The organism is Corynebacterium camporealensis, assembly GCF_000980815.1.
In the GTDB taxonomy this organism is placed as follows: domain Bacteria; phylum Actinomycetota; class Actinomycetes; order Mycobacteriales; family Mycobacteriaceae; genus Corynebacterium; species Corynebacterium camporealense.
In genome coordinates, this window is sequence record NZ_CP011311.1 from 913898 (window position 1) to 936979 (window position 23082).

Here is a 23082-nt window from a genome sequence, read left to right on the forward strand (position 1 = left end):
CCGGTGCGTTAGGATTAGCCCCGTGAGTCTTACATTAGGAATCGTCGGCCTGCCTAACGTGGGCAAGTCCACGCTGTTTAATGCCCTGACCCGTTCTGAGATCCTGGCTGCGAACTACCCCTTCGCAACCATTGAGCCCAACGTAGGCTTGGTGGAATTGCAGGATGCTCGTCTCGACCGCTTGGCTGAGATGTTCAAGTCCGAGCGGATCCTGCCTGCGACTGTGTCCTTCGTGGACATCGCTGGCATCGTTGAGGGTGCTTCCAAGGGCGAGGGCATGGGCAACGCCTTCCTCGCTAATATTCGCGAAGCCGACGCAATCTGCCAAGTGGTGCGTGCATTTTCCGATGACAACGTCATCCACGTCGACGGCCAAGTCGACCCCGCACACGACATCTCCGTTATTAATACTGAGCTGATTCTCGCAGACCTGCAGACCATCGAAAAGGCTCTGCCGCGCCTGGAGAAGGAAGCTAAGAAGAACAAGGAACTCGCCGATACCGTCGAGGCCACCAAGAAGGCCCAGGAAATCCTGGAAGACGACCGCACTTTGTTTGCTGCTTCCAAGCAGGGTGAAATCGATTTGGCGCTCGTCCGCGAGCTGCACCTGATGACGGCCAAGCCGTTCCTCTACGTCTTCAACTCTGATGAAGCATTGCTTACCGATGACGCCCGCAAGCAAGAGCTCGCCGAACTCGTCGCCCCGGCCGAGTGCGTCTTCCTCGATGCTCAGACCGAAACCGAACTGCTCGAGCTCGACGAAGACGAAGCCCTTGAGCTGCTGGAGTCCGTCGGCCAAGCAGAGCCCGGCTTAGCGACGCTCGCCAAGGCCGGCTTCGCCACCCTCGGCCTGCAGACTTACCTGACTGCCGGCCCGAAGGAAGCCCGCGCCTGGACCATCAAACAGGGTTCCCTTGCTCCGCAGGCCGCTGGCGTTATCCACACTGACTTCGAGAAGAAGTTCATCAAGGCTGAAATCGTCTCCTTTGACGACCTCGACGCCGCTGGCTCGATGGCCGAAGCCCGCAACGCCGGCAAGGTCCGCCAAGAAGGCAAGGACTACGTCATGCAAGACGGCGACGTCTGTGACTTCAAAATCGGCGGCTAACCTCAACCGCCTGAAGCGCCGCTCTTCGGAGCGGCGCTTCGCCGTTTTTCGCTTCTTCGCTCGTCCGCTCTGCTTCAACGGCCGCCCACGAACCCTTCGCGCTCACCGAAATTGCCTTTTCTGCCCAAAACCATTTCCTGGTGAGCGCGAAGGGTGCGGTGGGGATATTCAATTAGGTGAACTGCTAATTTCGCGCAACGGAAGATTAGTGTTTTCGCTGCGCAAATAGGATTTTTTGGATTGCTAAGAGGATCGGCGAGCCCTAGTATCTAATGTTCGATTTAGATTGTGCGACAGAGGAATAGTAATGGCTCGCGTATCTGAGCAAAAGCTCTTGGAACGGTTTATGATGCTGTCGATTGCGGCAGCCATCACGACGATGTTCCTTAAGGGCTTAGCTGCCTGGCTGACCGGATCGGTCGGTTTTCTTTCCGATGCTCTGGAATCGTCGGTTAATCTCGTCGCCGCGATTGCGGGGCTTTTCGCACTGAAGGTATCGGCGAAGCCGGCAGATAAAGAACACCAATTCGGCCACGGCAAGGCCGAATATCTGTCTGCGCTGGCCGAAGGCGCGATGATTTTTGTCGCTGCCGGCGCGATTATTTATACCGCGATTGAGCGTTTGATTGTGCCGCAGCCGGTCGAAGAAGCTGGTTGGGGTTTGACGCTGTCGACATTGTCGTCGGTGATTAACCTGGCTGTCGGTGTAATGCTGATTCGCGCAGGTAAGCACTATCGTTCAGCGACCTTGCAGGCTGATGGTCAGCACTTGATGACGGATGTGTGGACATCGGTAGGCGTGCTGGTCGGTATGGCTGCGGTGTATCTCACCGGCTGGTGGTGGATGGACCCGGTCATCGCACTTGTTGTCGGCGTGAACATTTTGTGGGCGGGCTATAACCTGCTGAAGAACTCGGTGAGCTCGCTGCTGTCGGAGGCTTTGCCGGAAGCAGAAATCGAAAAGATTCAGCAGCGCCTGGATGCTTTCGAAGAAAAGCAAGAAGTCAGCTTCACCGAACGTCGCACGGTGGCGTTTGGCCGCCAGCGCATGGTGTATCTGACGATGGAAGTACCAGCGCAGTGGACCGTGCAGCGCTCGCATGACGTTGCAGATGAAGTAGAAGCCACTCTCGATGAGTTGTACCCCGGCTGTGAGGTCTTTATCCACGTCGAGCCGGCAGGCGCGCCGCATCGTCGGGCAAGCCACCTTTTCTAATGCGTAGCATGGGGTTATGCCGACTCTTTACCGCACACCGCCGACCCCGTTGCGGGGCACCGTGGCAGAAGCAGTTCGCCGCGGTGAGCATTCCGCACCACTAGGCGTCATTGACGTCCAGGCTTTTGATTACAACGCTGCGCAGATGCGCAACAACGCAAACGGACTGCCCATTCGCGTGGCGTCGAAGTCCGTGCGCAGTGTGCAAGCATTGCGCCGCGCGTTGTCCTTCGAGGGTTTCCAAGGCATTCTGGCTTATTCCTTGCCGGAGGCTTTGCTCCTAGTCAAAGAAGGTTTCACCGATATTGTGGTGGAGTATCCCAGCGTGGATGTCGCAGCATTGCAGCAGCTTTCCGATGACCCCACCGCCCGGCAGCACATCACCTTAATGGTGGACTGCCCCGAGCACCTAGAACACCTCAGCGCCCGACGCGCGTGGCTATCGACGTTGACTGCACCCTGCATTTGAGCCGTGCGGTGATCGGACCGCGCCGTTCGCCGATTCGGGAGCCGGAGCAAGTCGAAGAACTCGCCAAGCACATCGTTGCCAGCGGCCATCACCTGGTCGGAATGATGGCCTACGAAGGCCATGTCGCATCGGTGCCGGATGGTGAGGTGGGGCCTGTGGGCATCGTTAAGCGGTGGCTCCGGACGAAGTCCATGGAGGATTTGGCGCCGCGTCGTAAAGCGTGCATTGAGGCAGCGCAAAAGTATGCGGACTTGGAGTTTATTAATGGCGCGGAACCGGCTCGATTACCCAGAGCGTGGATGAAGGCACGCTGACTGAGGTCGCTGCGGGTTCTGGCTTTTATACTCCGGCGATTTTTGATGAGTTTCAGGACGTGAATCATCGTCCGGCGGCGTTCTTTGTGTGCCAAGTATCCCGCAATCCAGCAAAGGGCTGGAGCACGGTCAACTCTGGTGGCTGGATTGCCTCTGGTCCTCCTGCTGCGGATCGCGTCCCGGTGGCGGTCTGGCCGAAGGGGTTGAGCTACTCCAGCATGGAGGGTGCGGGCGAGGTGCAAACGCCGCTGCATGGAGCAGACCTTAACGTTGGTGAACTGGTGTGGTTCCGTCATGCCAAGGCCGGCGAGATGACTGAGCACGTCGACTACCTGCTGGCTGTCGATGGGCAACAAACTGAACAGTGGACAACCTACCGAGGACAAGGATGGACCTTAAGATGACGACCTTTCAGAACTGGGCCGGCCTGGTCCGCAGCACTCCGAATCAGTTCCTGCAGCCGCAGAACTTGGAGGAACTGCGCAGGATTGTGCAGTCAGGAGTAAATATTCGCCCCGTTGGCGCCGGTCACTCGTTTACGCCCGTGGCAGCTGGCGATGACGTAATGGTCAACTTGGATCATCTCAGCGGGATTGTCAGTGTGGATGAGGAATCCAAGCGCGTGCGATTCCTCGCCGGAACCCGACTGCGTGACGTGCCGGCGCTGCTCAGGCCTTATGGTCTAGCGCTGGTGAACCAAGGTGACGTGGACCCGCAGTCGCTGGCCGGTGCGGTGTCGACCTCGACTCATGGCACCGGTGTGGACTACACCGGTTTCGCAGGAACGGTTACCGCGCTGACGTTCTTCGATGTCAGCGGAGAACTCCGCCATCTCAACATTGATGAAGATCCCGAGACGCTGCGCTTAGCGACGGTATCTATTGGCACCTTAGGCATTGTCGTTGAGGTGGAAATGCAGTGCGTGGACGCCTTCGACCTGCAAGCGGTGGAATCTGGCGATGACTTCACAGACATTCTGAACACTTTCGAAGAACGTGCCCGCGCGGTGGATCACTTTGAGTGTTTCTGGTTCCCGGGTGCCAAGCGTGCGATGACGAAGGAGAACACGCGCCTTCCTGCCGAAACCCCGGCGGGGCAGGGCAAGGTGAAGAAGTTCATTACCGACGAGATGCTCGGCAACGGTGCTTTCGCGGGTGTGCTGCAGTTGGGTCGCGTGTTGCCTTCTGCGATTCCCACGCTCAACCGTGCTGCTACCGCCGCGATTTCCAACAACCGTTACCGCGCACCAGCTCATGAGGTCTTTGTGACCTCGCGCCGGGTGCGTTTCCATGAGATGGAATACGCGGTGCCGCTTGCCGATGGCCCGTCCATCGTCAAAGAGATCCGTCAGCTCATCGACAATCGGGGTTGGCATTTTGGTTTCCCCATCGAGATGCGCACCACCGCAGCTGACGATGTTGCATTGTCTACTGCTTACGGGCGCGAGTCGATGTACATCGCCGTGCATGTGCCGCAGTTCCAGAAACCGTGGGAGTTCTTCCCGGATATTGAAGCTATCTTCCGCGCTGGTGGGGGGGGACGCCCGCACTGGGGCAAGATGCGCACTTTGCAACGCGATGACTTGGCGGAGCTTTATCCGCGCTTTGATGACTTTTGCTCCTTACGGGAGCAATTCGACCCGCAGTGGCGACTAAGAACGCCGTATCTGAAGCGCCTTTTTGCTTAATATTCTAGTTGTAATCAATTCGTGACAATATGTTCTGACCTGCACAAAGGATCGACAAATGCTCGAATGGTCTATGGGTTTGGGGCTCTAGCGCTTTAAAGATCTGGCGAGGTACGTATGGTGGTCCTTGTACCCAACGACAGAGCGAAAAAGTTTAAAGATTACGCCTTGGTTGTTCCTACAAGCAAATCGCTACACGCTCTTAGGGGTAAGGAACTGACAGAACTACCAACAAAACTTACACACGGAGGGTTTAAGACCATGGGTAAGAACATTAAGGATCTTTTCAACGCAACCGCTTTCGATAAGGATGGCGACAAGCTGGGCAGCGTTTCCGAGGTATTCGTAGACGACCAGTCCGGCCAGCCGACCTTCATCGAGGTTAACCACGGCATGTTCGGTATGAGCTCCTCCCTGGTCCCGCTGCGTGGCCACGACTTCAATGGTGAGGACCTCACCCTGGCATTCTCCAAGGACCGCATCAAGGATGCTCCGGACTTCGACGGCGACAAGGCTCTGACCCCAGAGCAGCAGCAGGAGCTCTTCCGCCACTACGGTGTCGACGAGGCTAAGGACACCGCATCCTACGACAATGGCAAGGTTGAGGACCGCCGCGACGAGAACCTGACCGCAGGTGCTGGTGCTGGTGCAGGCGCAGGCGTTGGTGCTGGTGTTGCTGGAAAGAACGCTGCTGACCAGCAGGATGTTGACGCTGAGAAGCGCGTTGCTGAAGAGCGCGCCGCTGAGAAGCCGGCTGCTGACAAGGCTCCGGCAGGCGCTGACAACGAGGTTATCCGTTCCGAGGAGCAGCTGGACGTTGCTAAGGAGCAGGTCAAGACCGGCGAGGCTCGCCTCCGCAAGTACACCGTGACCGAGAACGAGACCGTTGAGGTTCCGGTTACCCGCGAAGAGGTTCGCGTTGAGCGCACCCCAATCTCCGAGGAAGACGCCGCTAACTACAAGGGCGAGATTTCCGACGATGATTCCGAGACCTCCGTGACCCTGCACGAGGAGCGCGTGAACGTCGACAAGAAGACCGTTCCGGTCGAGAAGGTTAACCTGAACAAGCAGCAGGTTACCGAGACCGAGAAGCACACCGAGGAGCTGCGCAAGGAGCAGATCGACACCGATGGTGTTGACCCGAAGCAGCAGTAAAATCGCATAGAATTAGCCCCGTCACCTGGTGACGGGGCTTTTCTCGTGCGGATTTATATTTTTTCTTCGGCCGGTGCACCCTGCTTCAGCAGGTGGTTGACGCCATGTTCGGCTTCATCCCAGACCTGTTGGTCTTGAATGCCGGCACGCTTTGCGACGACTGTAGCAACCAGCACCTGACCAGTGACGTTTACTGCGGTACGGCCCATATCGATGATCGGCTCGATAGCGAGAAGTAGGCCAACACCGGATAGCGGCAGGCCCAACGTCGAGAGCATCAGGGTTAGCATCACAGTCGCACCGGTCGTGCCTGCCGTTGCCGCCGAACCAATAACAGAGACAAAGATGATGAGCAGGTAGTGCGTCAGATTCAAATCAATGTCGAAGAACTGTGCCACGAACAGCGCTGCGATCGCTGGGTATACGGATGCGCAGCCGTCCATCTTTGTCGTCGCACCCAGTGGAATCGCGAAGGACGCGTAGGAGCGCGGCACGCCCATTGCCTGTTCACTGAAGCGCTGGGTGACAGGCATAACGCCCATCGACGAGCGGGTGACAAAGCCCAAAGAGAATACTGGCCACACGCGCTTGTAGAAGCCTAGTACCGGAATGTTGTTGTACTTCAGCACTAGCGGGTAGACAACGCCGATGACCAGGGCCAAGCCGATGTACATCGCGAGCACGAACATGCCCAGCGACCCCAACGCGTCCCAGCCATAAGAAGCAACGGCCTTACCAATCAGCGCAGCCGTGCCAATCGGGGCTAACCGAATAATCCACCACAGCACGATCTGGATGACGTTGAGGAAGGACTCGGTAAATTCCAGGAAAGGCTCGGCAGCCTTGCCAGCCTTCATCGCGGCAATACCAAGGGCCAGTGAAATCACTAGAATCTGCAGTGCACCGAAGCTCAAATCGACGCTGTCTTCGCTGAATGATGCCGACAAACCAATGAAGTTTTCTGGCAGCAGCGATTGCAGAAAGCCTGTCCACGAACCAACGCGGCTCGGGTCAGCAGCTTCCGCAGCATCGACCGTGGAAGTATCGCCCGGACGCATAATCACGCCCACCGCGATACCCATCAGTACCGAGAAGAACGCAGTAATGGCGAACCACACCAGCGTCGAAATAGCTAGCGATGCTGCATTGGCTACCTTTCGCAAGTTCGCCACCGAGGTGACCACCGCTGCGAAAATCAATGGTGGGACCATCACCTTGAGTAGCTGCACGTACGCATCGCCGACGCCGCTCAGCAGCTGGGTCAGCCAACCACCGTCTTCGTTATCAGCAGGCAGGCCAGAGTCCATGCCCGCAGCGATAAAGCCCAGAATCAGGCCGATGATAAGACCAGCAATAATCTGTGCGCCGAATCCTGTTGCCCAGCTGGGCAACCTGGAGGTGCGCTTGTCAGTAGAGGTCATGAGAGGATTCCTTTGCACGATTCGAAAAATTATGAACCAGTCGGGCCATAAACTACAGACCAATCAGTTCAGCACGTAACGTATAGAATCTATTCCTCTTTTTTGCATATGCAAATTCCTATATTCACGGTTCGGCCTAGGCCGAACCCTTCGCGCTCACCGAAAGCGGGATTTGGCTGCGAAAAGACATTTCCGTGACCGCGAAGGGCGCGCTCGAATTATTCGTACACTCGATGGTCCCTTCGCGCTTACCGAGAGAGCGAAATATGCGGAAATCTCGGTTTCGGTGGCTGCGAAGGGCGCGGGAAACAGTTAACACACAAAGAACCCTTCGCGCTCACGGGGATGGGGAAATCAGCGCAAAGAGTGATTTCGGTGAGCGCGAAGGGCGCGGGGACGAAGGAAAAGTGGGCTAGCGTTCTTTGCGGGCAGTTGGCCAATCCTGCCAGTACATCTGAGCGTCTTGAGAAGAAAAGTCGGACTCGGGTTCTTCGGTGGGGATCTCGACGGCTGGCTCCGGTGCCGAAGTTGGGACTGCGGCAGCCGTTGGAGCTGGCTGGAGATTCGAGGGGCTGGTAACGGTGCGCTTGCCAGACGGCATCGCCTCGGAGAAATCGGTGTCGTCGAAGTCGACAGCCCAGTCGGAGGACTGCTCTTGAGGTTCGGACTTGTCTGGTTGGGGTAGTGGGGGAATGACTGGGGCGAAAGGGACTTGGGAGTCAGGAAGTGGCAGATCAACAGCGAGTCGACCGTCGGCGGTGTAGGCGCGGGCGCACAGGGAAGCGCCTTGTCGGGCTGCGGTATTGTAGATAGTAGCGATATGCGGAAGGGACTCAGCCGTGCCGAAAGAGCCTAAGACGTGGTTATCGGTGGAGGCAACGAGGGCATCGTCAAGCTGGGAGATGCTGACTATCCAGGCTGCAGGCTCGGCCAATGAAGGGGAGTCGCCGGAGCTGAGATCGACGGTTGCGCCGAACCCACCGTTAAGGAGAGCGGCGCCGGCAGGTTGAGAATTCTGGGGAAGCATCCATGGATTGAGGCCGAGCATGACGGCGATTTCGAGTTCGGAGTCGACGATTTCGACGGTCGCAATGGTGGTTGGATCGAAGTGTGCGCTGCGCAAGGTATCAAGGGCTGGGAAGTCCGCGGCTTCGTCGGCGGTGAGGATTCCTATCGTTCCGAAGTCAGAAACGATGCGCCATCCCCCCATTTGGGCGCGCGGCTGCAAGACGACTGCGACTTCGACTGGGCCGGAAGAAATGCCGGGAATTGTCAGCGCAGCATGGGGCAAAGTGTGCTCGAGAACCACGGCGTGCTCGACGCCAAAGTAGCTGGTCGCTAGGGGATACTGGGGCACTTCAAAAATCTCCTTCCCGAATTGATCCTAGCTTGCCACGGAAAAGCATTCAGTGGGGAATTAATCAGTGCGATAGGTGTTAAAAACGCTGTGCGCTGGTATTTAAGCTGATTCTTAATGAGATTCCGGTTACTGTTGAGGGGTTCCAATCACACAAAACTAGAACGAAGGTCTAGGTATGAGTGACGAGAAGAAAGTCAACAATACTGCCAAGTCACGCGAAAGAGTTCGCAATGCCCGTAAGATTCTTGCGGACATTACCTATCCGCACAATACGCACCCGGCACTGGTGCCAGGTGTGTCGATTGAGTCCCAGAAGGTTAAGTACGGCATCGATAAGCCGATTTTGGCGGTCGTAGGTACGCTGATCGTTGCCTTTGTAATCTGGGGCGTGTTCGCCCCGCAGCAGGTGTTCGATGTTTCTTCCGTTGCACTCGACTGGGTCATGCGCAACCTGGGCTGGATCTTTACCGTTCTGGCTATTTCCCTGATGTTCGTCCTGCTGGCCCTGGCCTTTTCGAAGTACGGCAAGATTCCATTGGGCTTGGACGATGAAGAACCGGAATACTCAACACTAAGTTGGGCCGCGATGCTCTTCGCCGCGGGTATTGGTATTGCGATCATCTTCTTTGGCCCTTATGAGCCGCTGAGTCATTACCTGAGCCCGCGACCAGGCGCATATGAGGCAGCTAGTGATGAAGCAGTCATGGGTGCGCTTGCACAAACTGCCATGCACTGGGGAATTAACGCTTGGGCCATCTATGCCATTGTCGGCCTGGCTGTGGCCTATGCGTCTTTCCGCCGCGGCCGTGTGCCGCTGATGAGTTCTATCCTGATGCCGCTGTTTGGTAACCGTTCGACTGATTCGGCACCAGCACGCATCATCGATAGTTTGGCGATTATTGCGACTCTGTTTGGTACCGCAGCATCGCTAGGCATTGGTGCACTGCAGATTGGCCGTGGCGTGGAGGTTGTCTCCGGTTGGTCAACTGAGGGCAATGCGCTGGCTATCGGCATCATCGTGATTTTGTCCATCGCGACGATCGCTTCTGCTGTCTCGGGTGTCGCTAAGGGCATCCGCATGTTGTCGAATGTGAACCTCGTGCTCTCCATTGGTTTGGCGTTGTTCTTCTTCGTGCTGGGGCCTACGGCGTTCTTGATCAACATGCTGCCGGCGGTCATCGTGGAGTACGTCACCGAGATGGGCGATATGCTTTCAGCCAACATGGGGCAGAACGAAGACACTGTGGCCTACCTGTCGTCCTGGACTACTTTCTACTGGGCGTGGTGGGTTTCCTGGGCACCGTTCGTGGGCGTGTTCGTCGCAAAGATTTCACGTGGTCGTACCATTCGCCAGTTCGTGCTGGGCGTGCTCTTTATTCCTTCCGCGATCATTGTGGTTGCCTTTACGGTTCTGGGTGGAACTGCTATCTGGTTCCAGGAGCAGTCACAGGTCATTGCGCCCGACGGCACTGCGGATTCGCTACCGGCTGCCGAAGAAATCTTCTTCATCATCCTGGAGCAGTTACCAGGCGCAGGCATCCTGGCACCGATGGTTATCGGTATTCTGATGGTTTTCTTCGTGACTACGGCTGACTCTGCTTCGATTGTGAATTCGCAGCTGACGCAAAAGGGTAACCCGTACCCGCGACCAGGCGTCACTATTTTCTGGGTCCTGTGTATGGCAGGTATCGCAGTGGTGATTCTTCTGGCAGGTGGTGAGAACGCACTGCAGGGCCTGCAGAACCTCATTACGATTACTGCATTGCCTTTCGCGGTCATCATCGTTTTGATGTGTATCTCGTTGGTACGCGAGCTGCACCATGATCCGGCCACGATTCGCCACGACTTTGGTGAGCAAGCGCTGGAGAACGCTGTGCTGCAGGGCGTGCGCGAGCATGGCGATGACTGGGCAATTACCGTCGAAGGTACCGATGTGACCTCTCAATACGCAGTGGGCGCCGACTTCGATTCGACTGCCGAGGAATACACCGAGTGGTATTCGCGTACTGACGAAGAGGGCAAGGCCATCGGTTATGACTACGAGGCTGGCGAGTACATCGAAGATGATCCGACGGTTGTCAATGGTGAGTTTAAGGTCACCACGTCGGAGGAAATTGCGCAGGCCCGTGCCGCGCTGGAGGACGACGAGACTACCCGTTAAGGCATAACTCAAGCCGGTGTTTTAGAGTCTAACTATGTACACTCTCAGCACCATTGCCTTCGCCTTTGGCCTGACGCTTGCTGCTGGCTTGTCGACGGCCATTGGTGGCGCCATTGCGGTGAGCAGGCGCAACCCAGGGCCCGCCTTCATGGCGGTATCCCTGGGTTTTTCTGCTGGTGTGATGCTGTACGTGTCCTTCCTGGAAATCCTGCCCAAAGGCATCGAGGAATTGCAGGAAGTAACCATGGGGGAGAAGTCCGCTACGTTCTGGGGCGTGGTGGCCTTCTTTGGTGGAATCGCAATCATTGCGATAATCGACCGCCTCGTGCCAGAGGAAATTAACCCCCACGAGCCGCTAAACAACAATGAGGCAGCGCGCCGGGCGCGGCTGATGAAGACGGGCATGTTCACCGCAGGCGCGCTGGCGTTGCACAACTTTCCGGAAGGCTTTGCGACGTTCCTCGCCGGCCTAGAGGCGCCCTCTGTGGCAATTCCGGTGGCAGTCGCGATTGCGATTCACAATATCCCGGAAGGCATCGCTGTGGCCGTGCCGTTGCGGGAAGCGACTGGGTCGCGCCAGAAGGCTTTCTGGTGGGCAACGGTGTCCGGTCTGGCGGAGCCGCTGGGTGCGTTGATTGGCTTTGCACTCTTGCTGCCGCTGCTGGGGCCGACGGCGATGGGTATTAGCTTCGCTGCTATCGCCGGCATCATGGTCTTTGTGTCACTGGATGAGCTGCTACCGACAGCGGAAGCTACCGGTAAGCACCACCACGCCATTTATGGCCTGATTGCCGGTATGGCCGTGATGGCTATTTCGCTGCTGCTTCTTTAGCAGGAAGGACCTTCTTGATCCCAGAGACGATGCCGGCAAGCACGGTGCCGACCAGGAAACCGAAGATCATGGCCAGGACGGTATCGATAAGCCAGGAGACAAAGCCGTTATCAACCGAGGTAGCGGCCGCATGCACGAAACCGTAGAGCTGGTCCAGACCAAATTCCTCCAGGCCCACCAGCAGGATATGGCCGCCGACCCAGAGCATCGCAGCGGTACCAATGATGCCAATGACATTGAGTACGACCGGCATGCCTTTGACCAGGGCGTTGCCGAGGGTGGATTTTCCGTCGTTGCGCTTGATCATCGCTAGGCCAACGTCATCCATTTTGACCAGGATGGCCACCGCACCGTAGACCACGACGGTAATGAGTACACCGACGACGATGAGGGTGGCTAAGCGCAGCCCGAAGGACTCGTCGATGATTTCGTTGAGCGAGATGACCATGATTTCTGCGGACAAAATCAGGTCAGTCGTAATGGCGGACTTGACTAGCTTGTCTTCGGCTTTTGGGCCTTGCTCCACGACGGGTTCGGAGTGTTCTTCTTGGTGGGGAAGTAGCTTATGCCAAATCTTGTGTGTGCCTTCGTAGCAGAGATAGGCACCACCGCACATCAAGATGGGCGTGAGAGCCCACGGCGCGAGCCAGGACAACAACAAGATGATCGGCAAGATAATGACCAGCTTGTTGACAAGCGAGCCTTTGGTGATACGCCAGATCATCGGCAGTTCCCGCTTTGGGTCCACGCCGGTGACGTATTGCGGGGTAACGGCAGCATCGTCAATAACGACACCAGCTGCCTTCAGAGAGGTTTTGCCAGCTAGTGCAGCGACGTCGTCGGCGCTGGAGGCGGCGGAACGGGCGATGAGGGCGACATCGTCAAGCAATGCTAAAAGGCCACCGGCCATGGCGGGCTCCTTTGAAGTAGGACTTTATTCAGCAGGAATAAGCTGAACGGAATCAGCCCAGTTTAGCTTAATGCCCAGACTGCGCAGCCATGCCTGCGCATCGTCGCCGTGGCGGGTAATTCCTTCGACCGCACGCAGGGTCGTTTCGATGGCATATTCTGCATCTTCGGCGCTAATCAGGCCGGCGGAAGTGGCAGCGGAGAGCTCATCGATGTCTAACACTTCAATGGGTTCGCCGGTGTTGGTGACCAGGTCAACGTAGAGATCGCGGGTGGTCCAGACCTCACCGGAACGGGAGATCTGCGCTACGTCAATGTAGTAGTCTTGACGCTTCTCGCAGCCTTCGCGGAAATGGAAGATGTTAAAGCGCAGACCCAGCTCCGGCAGTAGCCAGGACTCGAGGTAGCCAAAGCGCGGATGGTTGGCGCCACGGGCCATATAGAGACCAAAGTCGTGCTCTTCGTAGACGTCGACGTCTCGCTCGAAACCCTTCGGGTCAATGTTGACGTCCGCGGAAGCGTCGAAAGTTTCCTGCTTTACAGGATGCAAGTCGACGGACATTTAGCGCACCTCAAGGATGGCGGCAGTAGGGGCGAAGCTGCAGGGGCCGTTGGCGGTATTCACGGAGCCGTGCAGCAGCGCGAGGACGGTGCCCTTGCCGGTAGCAGCGCGGCCGGACACAGTGGTCGGGCCGTCTTCGTTGATGCCGTTGTTGTGCAGCGGGGTGCTGCCGGTCTGGAAGGTATCGATGTTGAACCACTGGACGTGCATGCCGCCCTGGTTCTGCGCTGCAGTAGCGGTGCCCAAAGCGGTAAAGAGGAAGACGGTTTCGCCTTCGCCTGCACCCGGGGCAGGCATCTTGGTTGGGCCCGAAACAGCAATAGCGGAACCGACGGAGTTGCCTTCGCCGTTGATGCACTTCGCGGACACGGTTGGCCAGTAGAACTGGCGGAACTCCGGGTTATTGCCTTCTGGCAGGGCAGGGCCACCCGGCTCGCCGTTGCTGCCGCCGGTGGTGAAGTTCAACGCGGTGAGGATTGCGTTGCGGGCGTCTTCCGGAACCCACGGCTGTGCTGCGAAGGCGCGGATGCGCTCAGCGGTTTCCGGGGTAGGGCGGCCTAGCTCATCGAGCGGGCTGCTGGCTGCGAACTGCTGCTGCAGTGAAGACAGGTCTGGCGCCTGGGCCTGAGCAGGGGACATCATCGGGGTTACGAGTCCGAGCAACGCCGCGGTGGCGGCAGCAAGAACACCGGCGCGCTTTAAGCGACGGCCGGAGGGGTGCTCGGCAGTGTGTGCGGTGCTCACTTAAATCAGGTCCTCAGGGTAGACAGTAGAGTTCTGCAGAAATCTCTTAGACAACAATAGTCACAATTGTCACATACGCAACAGTTATTTAAGAAAAATCCTGGGGAGAAGTTTCTATTGTTAGTTTCGTGCCTCGGATTGAAAGTGTTACGCCCTGCACTTAAGGCTGTATAAAGGTCGTCCTCCGGCCTTGCCCGAAAGACGTCGATGCTGCACTAACGGCTGAATAAGGGTAGTGTTGTACCCCGTTCATAATCTTCTACGCGCGCGGGTGAAAGCGCCGCTGCTTTGTCCTCTTTTAAGGAGCATTCCACTAGTGACTAATACCGAGTTCCGTAACGTAGCCATCGTCGCCCACGTTGACCACGGCAAGACGACCCTCGTCAACGGCATGCTGGAGCAGTCCGGCGCCTTTGGTGACCATGGCGAGCACACGGACCGCGTCATGGACTCCAATGATCAGGAGCGCGAGCGCGGCATTACGATTCTGGCCAAGAACACCGCTATTCACCGCAAGGGCCTGGGTAAGGATGGCGGAGACCTGATTATCAACGTCATCGACACCCCGGGTCACGCTGACTTCGGCGGCGAGGTCGAGCGCGGCATTTCCATGGTTGATGGCGTCGTGCTGCTTGTCGATGCCTCCGAGGGCCCACTCCCGCAGACCCGCTTCGTTCTGTCGAAGGCCCTCGAAGCCAAGTTGCCGGTCATCATTGCGGTGAACAAGACCGACCGTCCAGACGCCCGTATCGACGAGGTCGTCGCTGAGTCCCAGGACCTGCTGCTGGAAATCGCTGCTGGCCTGGATGACCCGGAGGCCGCTGAGGCCGCAGAAGAATTGCTGGACCTGCCGGTGCTGTACGCGTCCGGTCGCGCAGGCGTTGCCTCCACCGAGAACCCGGGCAACGGCAACGTACCAGAGGGCGAGGATCTGCAGCCGCTTTTCGACGTCATCTACGACGTCCTGCCAGAGCCTTCCGCTACCGTCGATGCCCCGCTGCAGGCGCACGTGACCAACCTGGACTCCTCTGACTTCCTAGGCCGTATTGCGCTGCTGCGTATTTACGCCGGCAAGATCAAGAAGGGCCAGCAGGTCGCCTGGATTCACTACGACGACGAGGGCAACCAGCACACCAAGACCGTCAAGGTCGCAGAGCTGCTGCGCACCGTTGGCTTCGAGCGCCAGCCTGCTGAAGAGGCTATCGCAGGCGACATCGTCGCAATTTCCGGTATCTCCGACATCATGATTGGCGATACCATCGCCGATCCGGAGAACCCAGAAGCACTGCCGCGCATCACCGTCGATGAGCCGGCCATCTCCATGACCATCGGTGTCAACACCTCCCCGATGGCAGGCCAGGGCGGCGGTGACAAGCTGACCGCACGTCTGGTCAAGGCCCGTCTCGAGCAGGAGCTGATCGGTAACGTGTCGCTGCGCGTACTGCCGACCGAGCGCCCAGATGCTTGGGAAGTCCAGGGCCGTGGCGAGATGGCACTGTCCGTGCTCATTGAGTCGATGCGCCGTGAGGGCTTTGAGCTGACCGTCGGTAAGCCGCAGGTTGTCACCCAGGAAATCGATGGCAAGGTGCACGAGCCTTATGAGGAAGTCACCATTGACTCCCCATCCGAGTTCCAGGGCGCTATCACCCAGCTGATGGCTACCCGTAAGGGCCAGATGCAGTCCATGGACGTCCGCGAAGGCGACTGGGTTCGTATGGTCTTCCGTATCCCAGCTCGTGGTCTGATTGGTTTCCGTACCCAGTTCATGACCGAGACCCGTGGTTCCGGTATCGCGAACTCCATCTCCGATGGCCTGGATGTCTGGGCAGGCGAGATCAAGTCCCGTCCGACTGGCTCCCTGGTTGCTGACCGCACCGGCCAGGTCACCGCTTACGCGCTGATGCAGCTGGCTGACCGCGGCGACTTCTTCGTCGAGCCAGGTGCCGAAGCCTACGAGGGCATGGTCGTCGGCGCGAACAACCGCGACGAGGATATGGACATCAACATCACCAAGGAAAAGAAGCTGACGAATATGCGCTCGGCCACTGCCGATGCCACCGTCACCTTGGCGAAGGCCCGCAACCTGTCCCTGGAAGAGGCTCTGGAGTTCTGTGGCAACGACGAGTGCGTCGAAGTTGCCCCGAACGCCCTGCGCGTGCGCAAGGTCGAGCTGTCTGCCACCGAGCGTAAGCGCGCCGCTTCCCGCGCTAAGCAGCGCAACAAGTAAAGCCCAAGAAGCTTTTTAAGGCTCCGCGTCTCGCTGTTATTCGCAGCGGGTGCGGGGCCTTATGTCTTTGCAGGGATATAAGCAAAAGGCGACTACACTATTTCCAGACTCGAAGAGCTTTCAAAAGGAGATTGACGGTGAAGCGGTTAATCGGTGCGCTGGGCGCGACCTGCTTGCTGGTTGTCTCCGGCTGCGCTGCTAATCCTGGACCACCGCCTGTCGTCGAAGAACCGGCTGAGGAAACTCAGTCCAGCACCCCGGAGGAGACCCCGCCGCCGGAAGAAGATGAGGCTCCTAGCACGGAGCGCTCCACTGTCGCCATTGGTGTTGATCCTTTGCAAGGTGGTCTCAATCCGCATTTGGTGGCGAATAATTCCCAGCTGGTCTCGGATATCGCTGACCTCGTGCTGCCTTCGCCTTTCCACCGCGGGCAGATGGATACGGATATCCTCGAAGCCGCTGAAGAGGTCGAGGCGCCCGAAGGTGTTGCACAACGCGTGCGCTACACCATTGCCTCGCCCGCGCAGTGGTCCGATGGCACGCCCCTGACCGGCGCGGACTTTACCTACCTGTGGCAGTCGATGATTTCTACCCCGGGCACGAACTCACCTGCGGGCTATCACGCGATTTCTGCCATCAACACCACCGCAGGTGGCCGCGTGATCACCGTGGACTTCTCCGAGCGAGTCCGCGACTGGCGCCTGCTTTTCCAGCACCTGCTGCCATCGCATCTGCTGCAAGATGACGATTTCCCGAATGCGTTGTCCAGTGACATTCCGGCCTCGGCAGGTGTCTTCCAGGTCGATTCCGTCGACCGCGGCCGCGGTGTCATTACGCTCAACCGCAACGACCGTTTCTGGGGCGAAAACCCTGCGCTTGTCGATGTCATCGAGCTGCACTTCATCCGCTCGACCGGCCAGGCGGTCAACATGCTGCGTTCCGGCCAAATCGGTTTTGCCGACTTCATCCCGCAGCAGACCTCCCTGGAATCGCTCAACCTGCTTAGCGGCGTCAACACTGCGGTTGTCTCGCCAGCCCGGCAGTTGCGCGTGCATCTATCCACCATGGAGGGCGCGCTTGACGATGTCGCCGCCCGCCGCGGCTTTGCCTCGCTTATCAACACCGAGCAGGTCTCCCGCCTGGCTTCTGGTCGCGCATCCCAGCTCGAACCGGCCATCAACCCGATTCCAGAAGGGGAGAACCTCCTGCCGCTGCGCGAACGCGCCAGCCGCAAGCCATTGAAGATTGGTGTCGATCCCACTGACGCCACCGCACTGGCCGCCGCGCATGTCATCGGCGATACTCTCAACGGCAACGGCATCCCTACTGAGGTCGTCACAGATCGCCTCACCACGATTACCGACGAACTCCTCCCAGAAGGCGACGTCGATGCCGTGATTACCTGGGAGAATATTCAGCTCAATTCCTTCTCGGCTGCAAATATCTATCTTTGCGACGAAGAGACCCCACTTGCAGGCGACCTGTCCGGATACTGCCCAGAAGACCACGAAGAAACCCTAAAAGCCATCCTGTCCGGTGAGCTTTCCCCACGCGATGCTCTCAGCCAGACCCGTGCACTCAATAGGGAAGAGGCGTTGTATATTCCTCTGATGGATGAAAGCCGCGTGCAAGCCCTGGGCAAGGGTATTGTAGGCCCGGGCCAGAGCATGGACGGTTGGCGCGGCGGGCTGACCACCGCACCGTATTGGAGGGCTGATGAAGACTAAGGACTTGTCCGGCAAGCGCATTCTTGCCGTGCACGCGCACCCGGATGATGAGGTGCTCTTCGGCGGCGGCACTCTCGCGGATTGCGCTGCCCGCGGTGCCGACGTCGTCGTCATCACCGCCACGCTCGGCGAAGACGGCGAAATCATCGGCGAGCCCTACCAAGGCTTAGCCGATCACGATCAGCTCGGTGGCTTCCGCGCACGCGAACTCGCCGACTCCCTTCGCGCATTGGGCGCCCGCGGCATCCAACTCGGCGGCTTCGGCCACTTCCGCGATTCCGGCATGGCCGGCTCGCCCTCGCACGAAAACCCCCGCGCGCTGGTCAACCGCATCGATGAAGCGGTGAATCTCCTTGAGATTAACCTCCGGGACTTGAAACCAGACGTCATCCTGACCTACGGGCCCGACGGCGGCTACGGCCACCCTGATCACATCGCAGTTCACCAGGCAGTCCATGCGGCAGCTGGTCCCGATCAGCGCATCTGGTGGCCGGTCTTCGAGCGCGCTGCTCACTACGCCGCCCTGGAAACGCTCACACCACCAGCGGATTGGGAGAAGCCATCTCGGGACTACCTCGATAACTTCACCAACGAAGGCTGTGACCTGGAGGTTGCGCTGGATGATGACGCGATCATCGCAAAGCGTTGTGCCATGTATGCCCACGCCACGCAGCTGTGGCTGGGTGATGGAAGCCTCAGTGAGGTGAACCCGGAGGCGCGGCAGGTGGGCGTCGCAAAGCCGGAGCTTGCCCCGACCGGATGGGTGATGTCGAATCGCTACCTGATGCCGTTGCTGCGTAAAGAGCATTTCCAGCTGGGGCAGGGAAGCGGTACAGAAAGCCTGGTGGCGCCATGATTCGTTCGGATTTCACTCGCGGTGAGGCCGTGATGGGCCTGATTTGGCTCAGCTTGGCTGCGCTGACGTCGTTGGTGCTGGAAGTCGTCTACCTTGGTGCGCGTCTGCCACTGCCTGGCGATGGCTCCATCGCCTTTCCCATCACCATCCTGATTGCTGGCTGGTTTAACTGGGTGCTTACCCGTACTGCCAAGCTATGGACGACCCATATGGCGGTTGCCTGCATCCCGCTCGCGGTCTGGTTGCTGGGGTATTTTCTGCTGCTATTGGGCGTGGAAATTACAGGAGATCAGATGCTGGCCAATAATATTCGCTCGGTGCTCTTGCTCTTCGCTGGCGTAGCCGGGGGCGTTTGGCCATTCTTCCGCGCGAAGTGACATACTATTACTCATTCAACACCCGAAGTTTTGAGGAAGATTTAACCCATGACTTACACCATCGCACAGCCCTGCGTCGATGTGCTGGACCGTGGCTGCGTTGAAGAATGCCCGGTTGACTGCATCTACGAGGGCAAGCGCATGCTCTACATCCACCCGGACGAGTGTGTGGACTGCGGCGCTTGTGAACCAGCTTGCCCAGTGGAGGCAATCTTCTACGAAGATGACGTCCCGGATGAGTGGTTTGACTACAACGAGGCGAACGCCGCCTTCTTCGACGACCTGGGCTCGCCTGGCGGTGCTGCAGCCCTGGGTCCGCAGGACTTCGATGCACCGATGATCAAGGCTCTTCCGCCGCAAAATCAGGAGTAAAAACAATGGCTCGCACGCCGCTTGGCAGCATCCTTCCGGACTTTCCTTGGGACTCTCTCGCTGATGCGAAGAAGAAGGCCCAGTCGCATCCGGACGGTATCGTTGATTTGTCTGTTGGCAATCCGGTCGACCCGGTTGCCCCTGGCGTGCAGCTGGCCTTGAGCTCTGCTGCCGAGGCCCCCGGCTATCCGCAGACTGCCGGTACTCCGGAGCTGCGTGAGGCCATCGCTAGCGCTTTGGAGCGGCGCTACAACATGCAGCCCGGCGGTGTCCTGCCGGTCATTGGCACGAAGGAAGCTATCGCTTGGCTGCCTACTTTGTTGGGCATGCGCGGTCAGACCGTTGCATTCCCGACCGTGGCTTACCCGACCTACGAAGTCGGCGCCTTGCTGGCTGGTGCGAAGCCCCTGCGTGCCGATAAGGATTTCGAAGACGCCGCCTTGGTCTTTATTAACTCCCCATCGAATCCGACTGGTCGCGTGGCGAACGTTGAGGAGCTGCGCTCTATCGTTGCCTGGGCACGCGAGAATAACGCCATCGTTGCTTCCGATGAGTGCTACATGGGCCTGAGCTGGGACGACGAGAATCCGCCGGTCTCGATTCTGGATCCGCGCGTCAGCGACGGCGACAACACCGGTTTGATTGCGATGCACTCGCTGTCGAAGTCAGCAAACATGGCCTCTTACCGCGCTGGTTTCTTCGCCGGCGACCCGGCCCTTATTGCGGAGCTGCTGGAGGTCCGCAAGCACGCTGGCCTTATCGTTCCCGGCCCCATCCAGGCCGCCATGGTCGAAGGCCTGAATGACGACGCCTCCGAAACTTTGCAGAAGCAGCGCTACGCCACCCGCCGTGCGCAGTTGGTGCGCGCGCTTGTCGATGCCAGCTTCCGAATCGACCACTCCGACGCCGGCCTCTACCTGTGGGCTACGCGCGGCGAAGATTGCCGCGAGACCATCGACTGGCTTGCCGAACGCGGCATCCTGGCCGCTCCGGGCGATTTCTACGGCCCTGCTGGTCAGCAGCACGTGCGTATCGGTTTGAATGGCACTGATGAGCGCGTTGCCGCCGCCGTGGAGCGCCTGCGCGCTTAAATGACGCGCGCCCCGATAGGCTGCCGGGACGGTATCTCACCGCGCAAAACCATGCTGCGCGGTATTGTCCCGGCGCATCCGCAGTTTTATGCTGGTCGGGCAGGGGATTCGCCGTTCTCGTTTGGCACGGTGATTCCTCCGGGAACGGCGCTGTCTCGCCCTGTTCTGGCTTGGTATCACCCCGATGTGCCTGACGAGGAACCCATTCCCTTCGACTACTCGGTACTGCACGTCGATGACGACCTCATTGTCGTCGATAAACCACACTTTCTTCCCACCACGTCCAACGGGCGACTGGTCCGCGAAACCCTACAGACTCGCCTGCGCCGCGATTTCGGCGAAGACGATATCGTCCCACTTCATCGCCTCGACCGCCTGACCAGTGGGGTAGTGCTCTGCTCGCGTTCTCCTGATACCCGTGCTGCCTACCAGCGTATCTTCTTGGAAGGCACCGCTGAGAAGTGGTACCGCGGGATTGCTTCTGCGCCACTGGACATCGACGATTGGGTCTCGCTGCCCATGCTCAAAGTTCCTGGACAGCGCCAAGTGTGTGTTGATTCTGCGGGCGTGATGACCCATACCTTCGTCAAGGCCTCTGGCGTTGACGTCTCGATGTCGCCGCGAACCGGACATACCCACCAGCTGCGTGTTCTACTTAATCACCTTGGTGCGCCGTTGCTTGGCGATGACACCTACCCCGAAGATCGCGGCCTAGATCTCTATGATTTCTCCGAGCCGCTTGCATTACAGCATCACCAGATCAGTTTCACAGACCCAATTAGCGGCGCCCGACGTCGATTTTCTTCTTCTCGCGGGGTGCAGGAGTAAGCTCGAATAGTTAAACGAACCATAACTTGGAAGGGACGCCGATGGCAGACTTAAGCCTTGCCCGAGTGGCGAATAACTTCGGGCAATTTTTCAAGTTTGGGCTCGTCGGCGGTTCCGGTACCGCGGTCAACCTGCTGGTTTTCTATCTATCGAAGAAGATTGCTGAGTGGACTGCCGGTATCAACGAACGCGAAGCCTTCATGAATCTCTTCGGTACCGACTTCAACATCCGTTGGTACCACGTCTTCGCGACTATCGCGTTCTTAGTCGCAAATACCTGGAATTACCAGCTCAATCGCCTCTGGACCTTCCGCTCGGTGCAGAAGGTCTCCTGGATTCGCGGTTTCTTCCCCTTCCTGCTTACCGGCGTCGGCGCCTTCCTGGTTAGCCAGGCAGTGCTGACCTTGCTGATGAATCCGACCTCACCCATCGGCTTGCCCGAGCACATCTTCGATGACTCCACCGGCCTGCGCACCAAGTCCTACTGGGCACAGGCAATCTCGATTATCGTCGCGATGCCGATTAACTTCGTCATCAACAAGCTCTGGACTTTCCGCTCCAAGCCCACCGACGTCCGAGTCGTTAACGAGATGGACCCGGTCTAATCTCCAGCCGTTGAGACCGCCACAGCCCGCCACCGCGCGCCCTTCGCGCTCACCGGCGGGCTCTTTTTCACTCATTTCGCGATTACGGTGAGCGCCAAAGGTCCGACGAGATTACCGGATGCCACTTCCATACCGGTGTCGTATATGTGAGCGGCTCCTTGCCACCACGCACGGCGTACTCGATACTGTCGAGCACCTCTTCAAGGTTCTCCTTGATGCAGTAGTAGTTAAAGCGCAGCAGCTTATATCCATGGAGTACCGCCGCGTTGTCCTTGAAGCGATCGATGATGAACTGCCTTTCCGTGGAGTGGTATTTGTGACTGTCGACTTCCACGAGCACGTCGTCCAGCATTAAATCGAAGCGATAACCAGCCACCATCTGGTTGTGTTTGAAGTGCATTCCGCGAAAGCATAGCTCCGTTGCAAGGTCCTTTTCACCTACCGAGTCCGCCCCGATTGAAGAATGATGAATCCTGTTCTTCAGCCACTTCGGCACTCGCCCTAGCTCTCTGAGGTCTTTGTCGAACTTCTGCAGGCCCTTATATCCTCTGTACTGCTTGGAGAGAAAATCACCCGTGCGCCAGCTGTCATCACCGTCTTGTCTCACCGCCCACAGTGGCTTAACGACGCGCAACCCATCCAACATCTCAAACGCCCTATACCGACCATGAGTCACCTGAAAGTCCTTGCCTTGAATGGTGCGCGGACCTTCAAATCGCAATGGAAACGTCAGCGCTTTCATGTTGCGTAGCTCAATGGCCGATTTGCCCGTCAACACGAGATTCTTCATCTCACGCTGCAGCGCACGCGCAACATCCTTTGGGTCGTAGACATCAACGTAAATCCCCCGATGAACCCTGTGCAGCTTCCCCTCCTTAATCAGCGTGCGGATCCTCTTTTTCCCAATACCTTGTTCTTTTAGCTCTGTCGTAGTGAAAATACTCATGACTTCGAGCCAAGCGAAGAACGCAACGAAATAGCAGGGTCAATTTTCCAACCTGTGGATAACTTTTCGGTATGTCTTTCTCTACCCACATGACAGCTTCTGACATTCGGGGCTG

General features: G+C 58.1%; 23 protein-coding genes. 17 read left to right on the forward strand and 6 right to left on the reverse strand.

Going from position 1 to position 23082, the window contains the following annotated elements:
• Positions 1 to 22: 22 nt before the first annotated feature.
• The 7 genes from ychF to UL81_RS04365 all read left to right on the forward strand — a co-directional run bounded on the left by ychF (position 23) and on the right by UL81_RS04365 (position 5949).
• Complete coding sequence (gene ychF / locus UL81_RS04345; RefSeq protein ID WP_046453304.1) at positions 23 to 1108, forward strand: redox-regulated ATPase YchF; 1086 nt, start codon at positions 23 to 25, stop codon at positions 1106 to 1108.
• A gap of 307 nt (positions 1109 to 1415) precedes the next feature.
• A complete protein-coding gene (locus UL81_RS04350; RefSeq protein ID WP_035105753.1) occupies positions 1416 to 2324 on the forward strand; it encodes a cation diffusion facilitator family transporter in 909 nt (302 codons plus the stop codon).
• 16 nt (positions 2325 to 2340) lie between these two features.
• Positions 2341 to 2793, forward strand: coding sequence for a type III PLP-dependent enzyme domain-containing protein (locus tag UL81_RS12020; protein WP_236684506.1), 453 nt, complete (start codon positions 2341 to 2343; stop codon positions 2791 to 2793).
• Positions 2760 to 3107: a type III PLP-dependent enzyme domain-containing protein gene (locus UL81_RS12025; RefSeq protein WP_236684507.1), complete on the forward strand. Its 348-nt coding sequence runs from the start codon at positions 2760 to 2762 to the stop codon at positions 3105 to 3107. The genes UL81_RS12020 and UL81_RS12025 overlap by 34 nt, the downstream gene beginning before the upstream one ends.
• Positions 3089 to 3511, forward strand: a complete 423-nt coding sequence (locus UL81_RS12030) for a type III PLP-dependent enzyme domain-containing protein (RefSeq protein ID WP_236684508.1) — start codon at positions 3089 to 3091, stop codon at positions 3509 to 3511. The genes UL81_RS12025 and UL81_RS12030 overlap by 19 nt, the downstream gene beginning before the upstream one ends.
• Entirely contained in the window at positions 3508 to 4794 is a 1287-nt protein-coding gene (locus tag UL81_RS04360) for a D-arabinono-1,4-lactone oxidase (protein WP_236684509.1), read from the forward strand. The genes UL81_RS12030 and UL81_RS04360 overlap by 4 nt, the downstream gene beginning before the upstream one ends.
• Positions 4795 to 5055: 261 nt before the next feature.
• On the forward strand, positions 5056 to 5949 hold the full coding sequence (locus tag UL81_RS04365) for a PRC and DUF2382 domain-containing protein (RefSeq protein ID WP_035105749.1): 894 nt from the start codon (positions 5056 to 5058) through the stop codon (positions 5947 to 5949).
• Positions 5950 to 6002: 53 nt separating this feature from the next.
• Here UL81_RS04365 and UL81_RS04370 read toward each other — a convergent pair whose 3' ends face one another.
• Positions 6003 to 7370, reverse strand: a complete 1368-nt coding sequence (locus UL81_RS04370) for a dicarboxylate/amino acid:cation symporter (protein WP_035105747.1) — start codon at positions 7368 to 7370, stop codon at positions 6003 to 6005.
• A 412-nt stretch (positions 7371 to 7782) separates the two neighbouring features.
• Positions 7783 to 8727 carry a hypothetical protein gene (locus UL81_RS04375; protein ID WP_052737442.1) on the reverse strand — a complete coding sequence of 315 codons (945 nt, stop codon included), beginning with the start codon at positions 8725 to 8727 and terminating at the stop codon, positions 7783 to 7785.
• Positions 8728 to 8905: 178 nt separating this feature from the next.
• On the opposite strand from UL81_RS04375, the gene UL81_RS04380 reads away from it, so the two are divergent.
• Entirely contained in the window at positions 8906 to 10891 is a 1986-nt protein-coding gene (locus UL81_RS04380) for a BCCT family transporter (protein ID WP_046453305.1), read from the forward strand.
• Positions 10892 to 10925: 34 nt separating this feature from the next.
• A complete protein-coding gene (gene zupT / locus UL81_RS04385) occupies positions 10926 to 11723 on the forward strand; it encodes a zinc transporter ZupT (RefSeq protein WP_035105746.1) in 798 nt (265 codons plus the stop codon).
• Here zupT and UL81_RS04390 read toward each other — a convergent pair.
• From UL81_RS04390 to UL81_RS04400, 3 genes are read right to left on the reverse strand one after another with little or no spacing between them, the layout of a single operon-like run.
• Positions 11701 to 12633 (reverse strand): DUF808 domain-containing protein, encoded by a 933-nt coding sequence (locus UL81_RS04390; protein WP_035105744.1) that lies wholly within the window; start codon positions 12631 to 12633, stop codon positions 11701 to 11703. The genes zupT and UL81_RS04390 overlap by 23 nt on opposite strands.
• 24 nt (positions 12634 to 12657) lie before the next feature.
• Positions 12658 to 13194: a DUF402 domain-containing protein gene (locus UL81_RS04395; RefSeq protein ID WP_035105742.1), complete on the reverse strand. Its 537-nt coding sequence runs from the start codon at positions 13192 to 13194 to the stop codon at positions 12658 to 12660.
• On the reverse strand, positions 13195 to 13938 hold the full coding sequence (locus UL81_RS04400; RefSeq protein WP_035105740.1) for an Rv1157c family protein: 744 nt from the start codon (positions 13936 to 13938) through the stop codon (positions 13195 to 13197).
• A gap of 316 nt (positions 13939 to 14254) precedes the next feature.
• Here UL81_RS04400 and typA point away from each other — a divergent pair, with 316 nt between their 5' ends.
• The 8 genes from typA (at position 14255) to UL81_RS04440 (ending at position 22021) form a co-directional block, all read left to right on the forward strand.
• The gene (gene typA / locus UL81_RS04405) at positions 14255 to 16165 is read left to right on the forward strand and encodes a translational GTPase TypA (protein ID WP_046453306.1); all 1911 of its coding nucleotides are present in this window, start codon (positions 14255 to 14257) and stop codon (positions 16163 to 16165) included.
• Positions 16166 to 16302: 137 nt separating this feature from the next.
• Complete coding sequence (locus UL81_RS04410; protein WP_046453307.1) at positions 16303 to 17892, forward strand: ABC transporter family substrate-binding protein; 1590 nt, start codon at positions 16303 to 16305, stop codon at positions 17890 to 17892.
• Positions 17882 to 18748 (forward strand): PIG-L family deacetylase, encoded by an 867-nt coding sequence (locus UL81_RS04415; RefSeq protein ID WP_035105935.1) that lies wholly within the window; start codon positions 17882 to 17884, stop codon positions 18746 to 18748. Before UL81_RS04410 ends, UL81_RS04415 begins: the two co-directional genes overlap by 11 nt.
• Positions 18745 to 19125, forward strand: a complete 381-nt coding sequence (locus tag UL81_RS04420) for a hypothetical protein (protein WP_035105739.1) — start codon at positions 18745 to 18747, stop codon at positions 19123 to 19125. The genes UL81_RS04415 and UL81_RS04420 overlap by 4 nt, the downstream gene beginning before the upstream one ends.
• A 48-nt stretch (positions 19126 to 19173) precedes the next feature.
• The gene (gene fdxA / locus UL81_RS04425; RefSeq protein WP_035105737.1) at positions 19174 to 19497 is read left to right on the forward strand and encodes a ferredoxin; all 324 of its coding nucleotides are present in this window, start codon (positions 19174 to 19176) and stop codon (positions 19495 to 19497) included.
• A gap of 5 nt (positions 19498 to 19502) precedes the next feature.
• Positions 19503 to 20588, forward strand: a complete 1086-nt coding sequence (dapC, locus tag UL81_RS04430; RefSeq protein ID WP_035105735.1) for a succinyldiaminopimelate transaminase — start codon at positions 19503 to 19505, stop codon at positions 20586 to 20588.
• Between the two features lie 51 nt (positions 20589 to 20639).
• Positions 20640 to 21416, forward strand: coding sequence for a pseudouridine synthase (locus tag UL81_RS04435; RefSeq protein WP_236684510.1), 777 nt, complete (start codon positions 20640 to 20642; stop codon positions 21414 to 21416).
• A 41-nt stretch (positions 21417 to 21457) separates the two neighbouring features.
• Entirely contained in the window at positions 21458 to 22021 is a 564-nt protein-coding gene (locus tag UL81_RS04440; RefSeq protein WP_046453308.1) for a GtrA family protein, read from the forward strand.
• An 82-nt stretch (positions 22022 to 22103) separates the two neighbouring features.
• On the opposite strand, the gene UL81_RS04445 is transcribed toward UL81_RS04440, so the two are convergent.
• A complete protein-coding gene (locus tag UL81_RS04445; RefSeq protein ID WP_046453309.1) occupies positions 22104 to 22967 on the reverse strand; it encodes a type IV toxin-antitoxin system AbiEi family antitoxin domain-containing protein in 864 nt (287 codons plus the stop codon).
• Positions 22968 to 23082 lie beyond the last annotated feature (115 nt).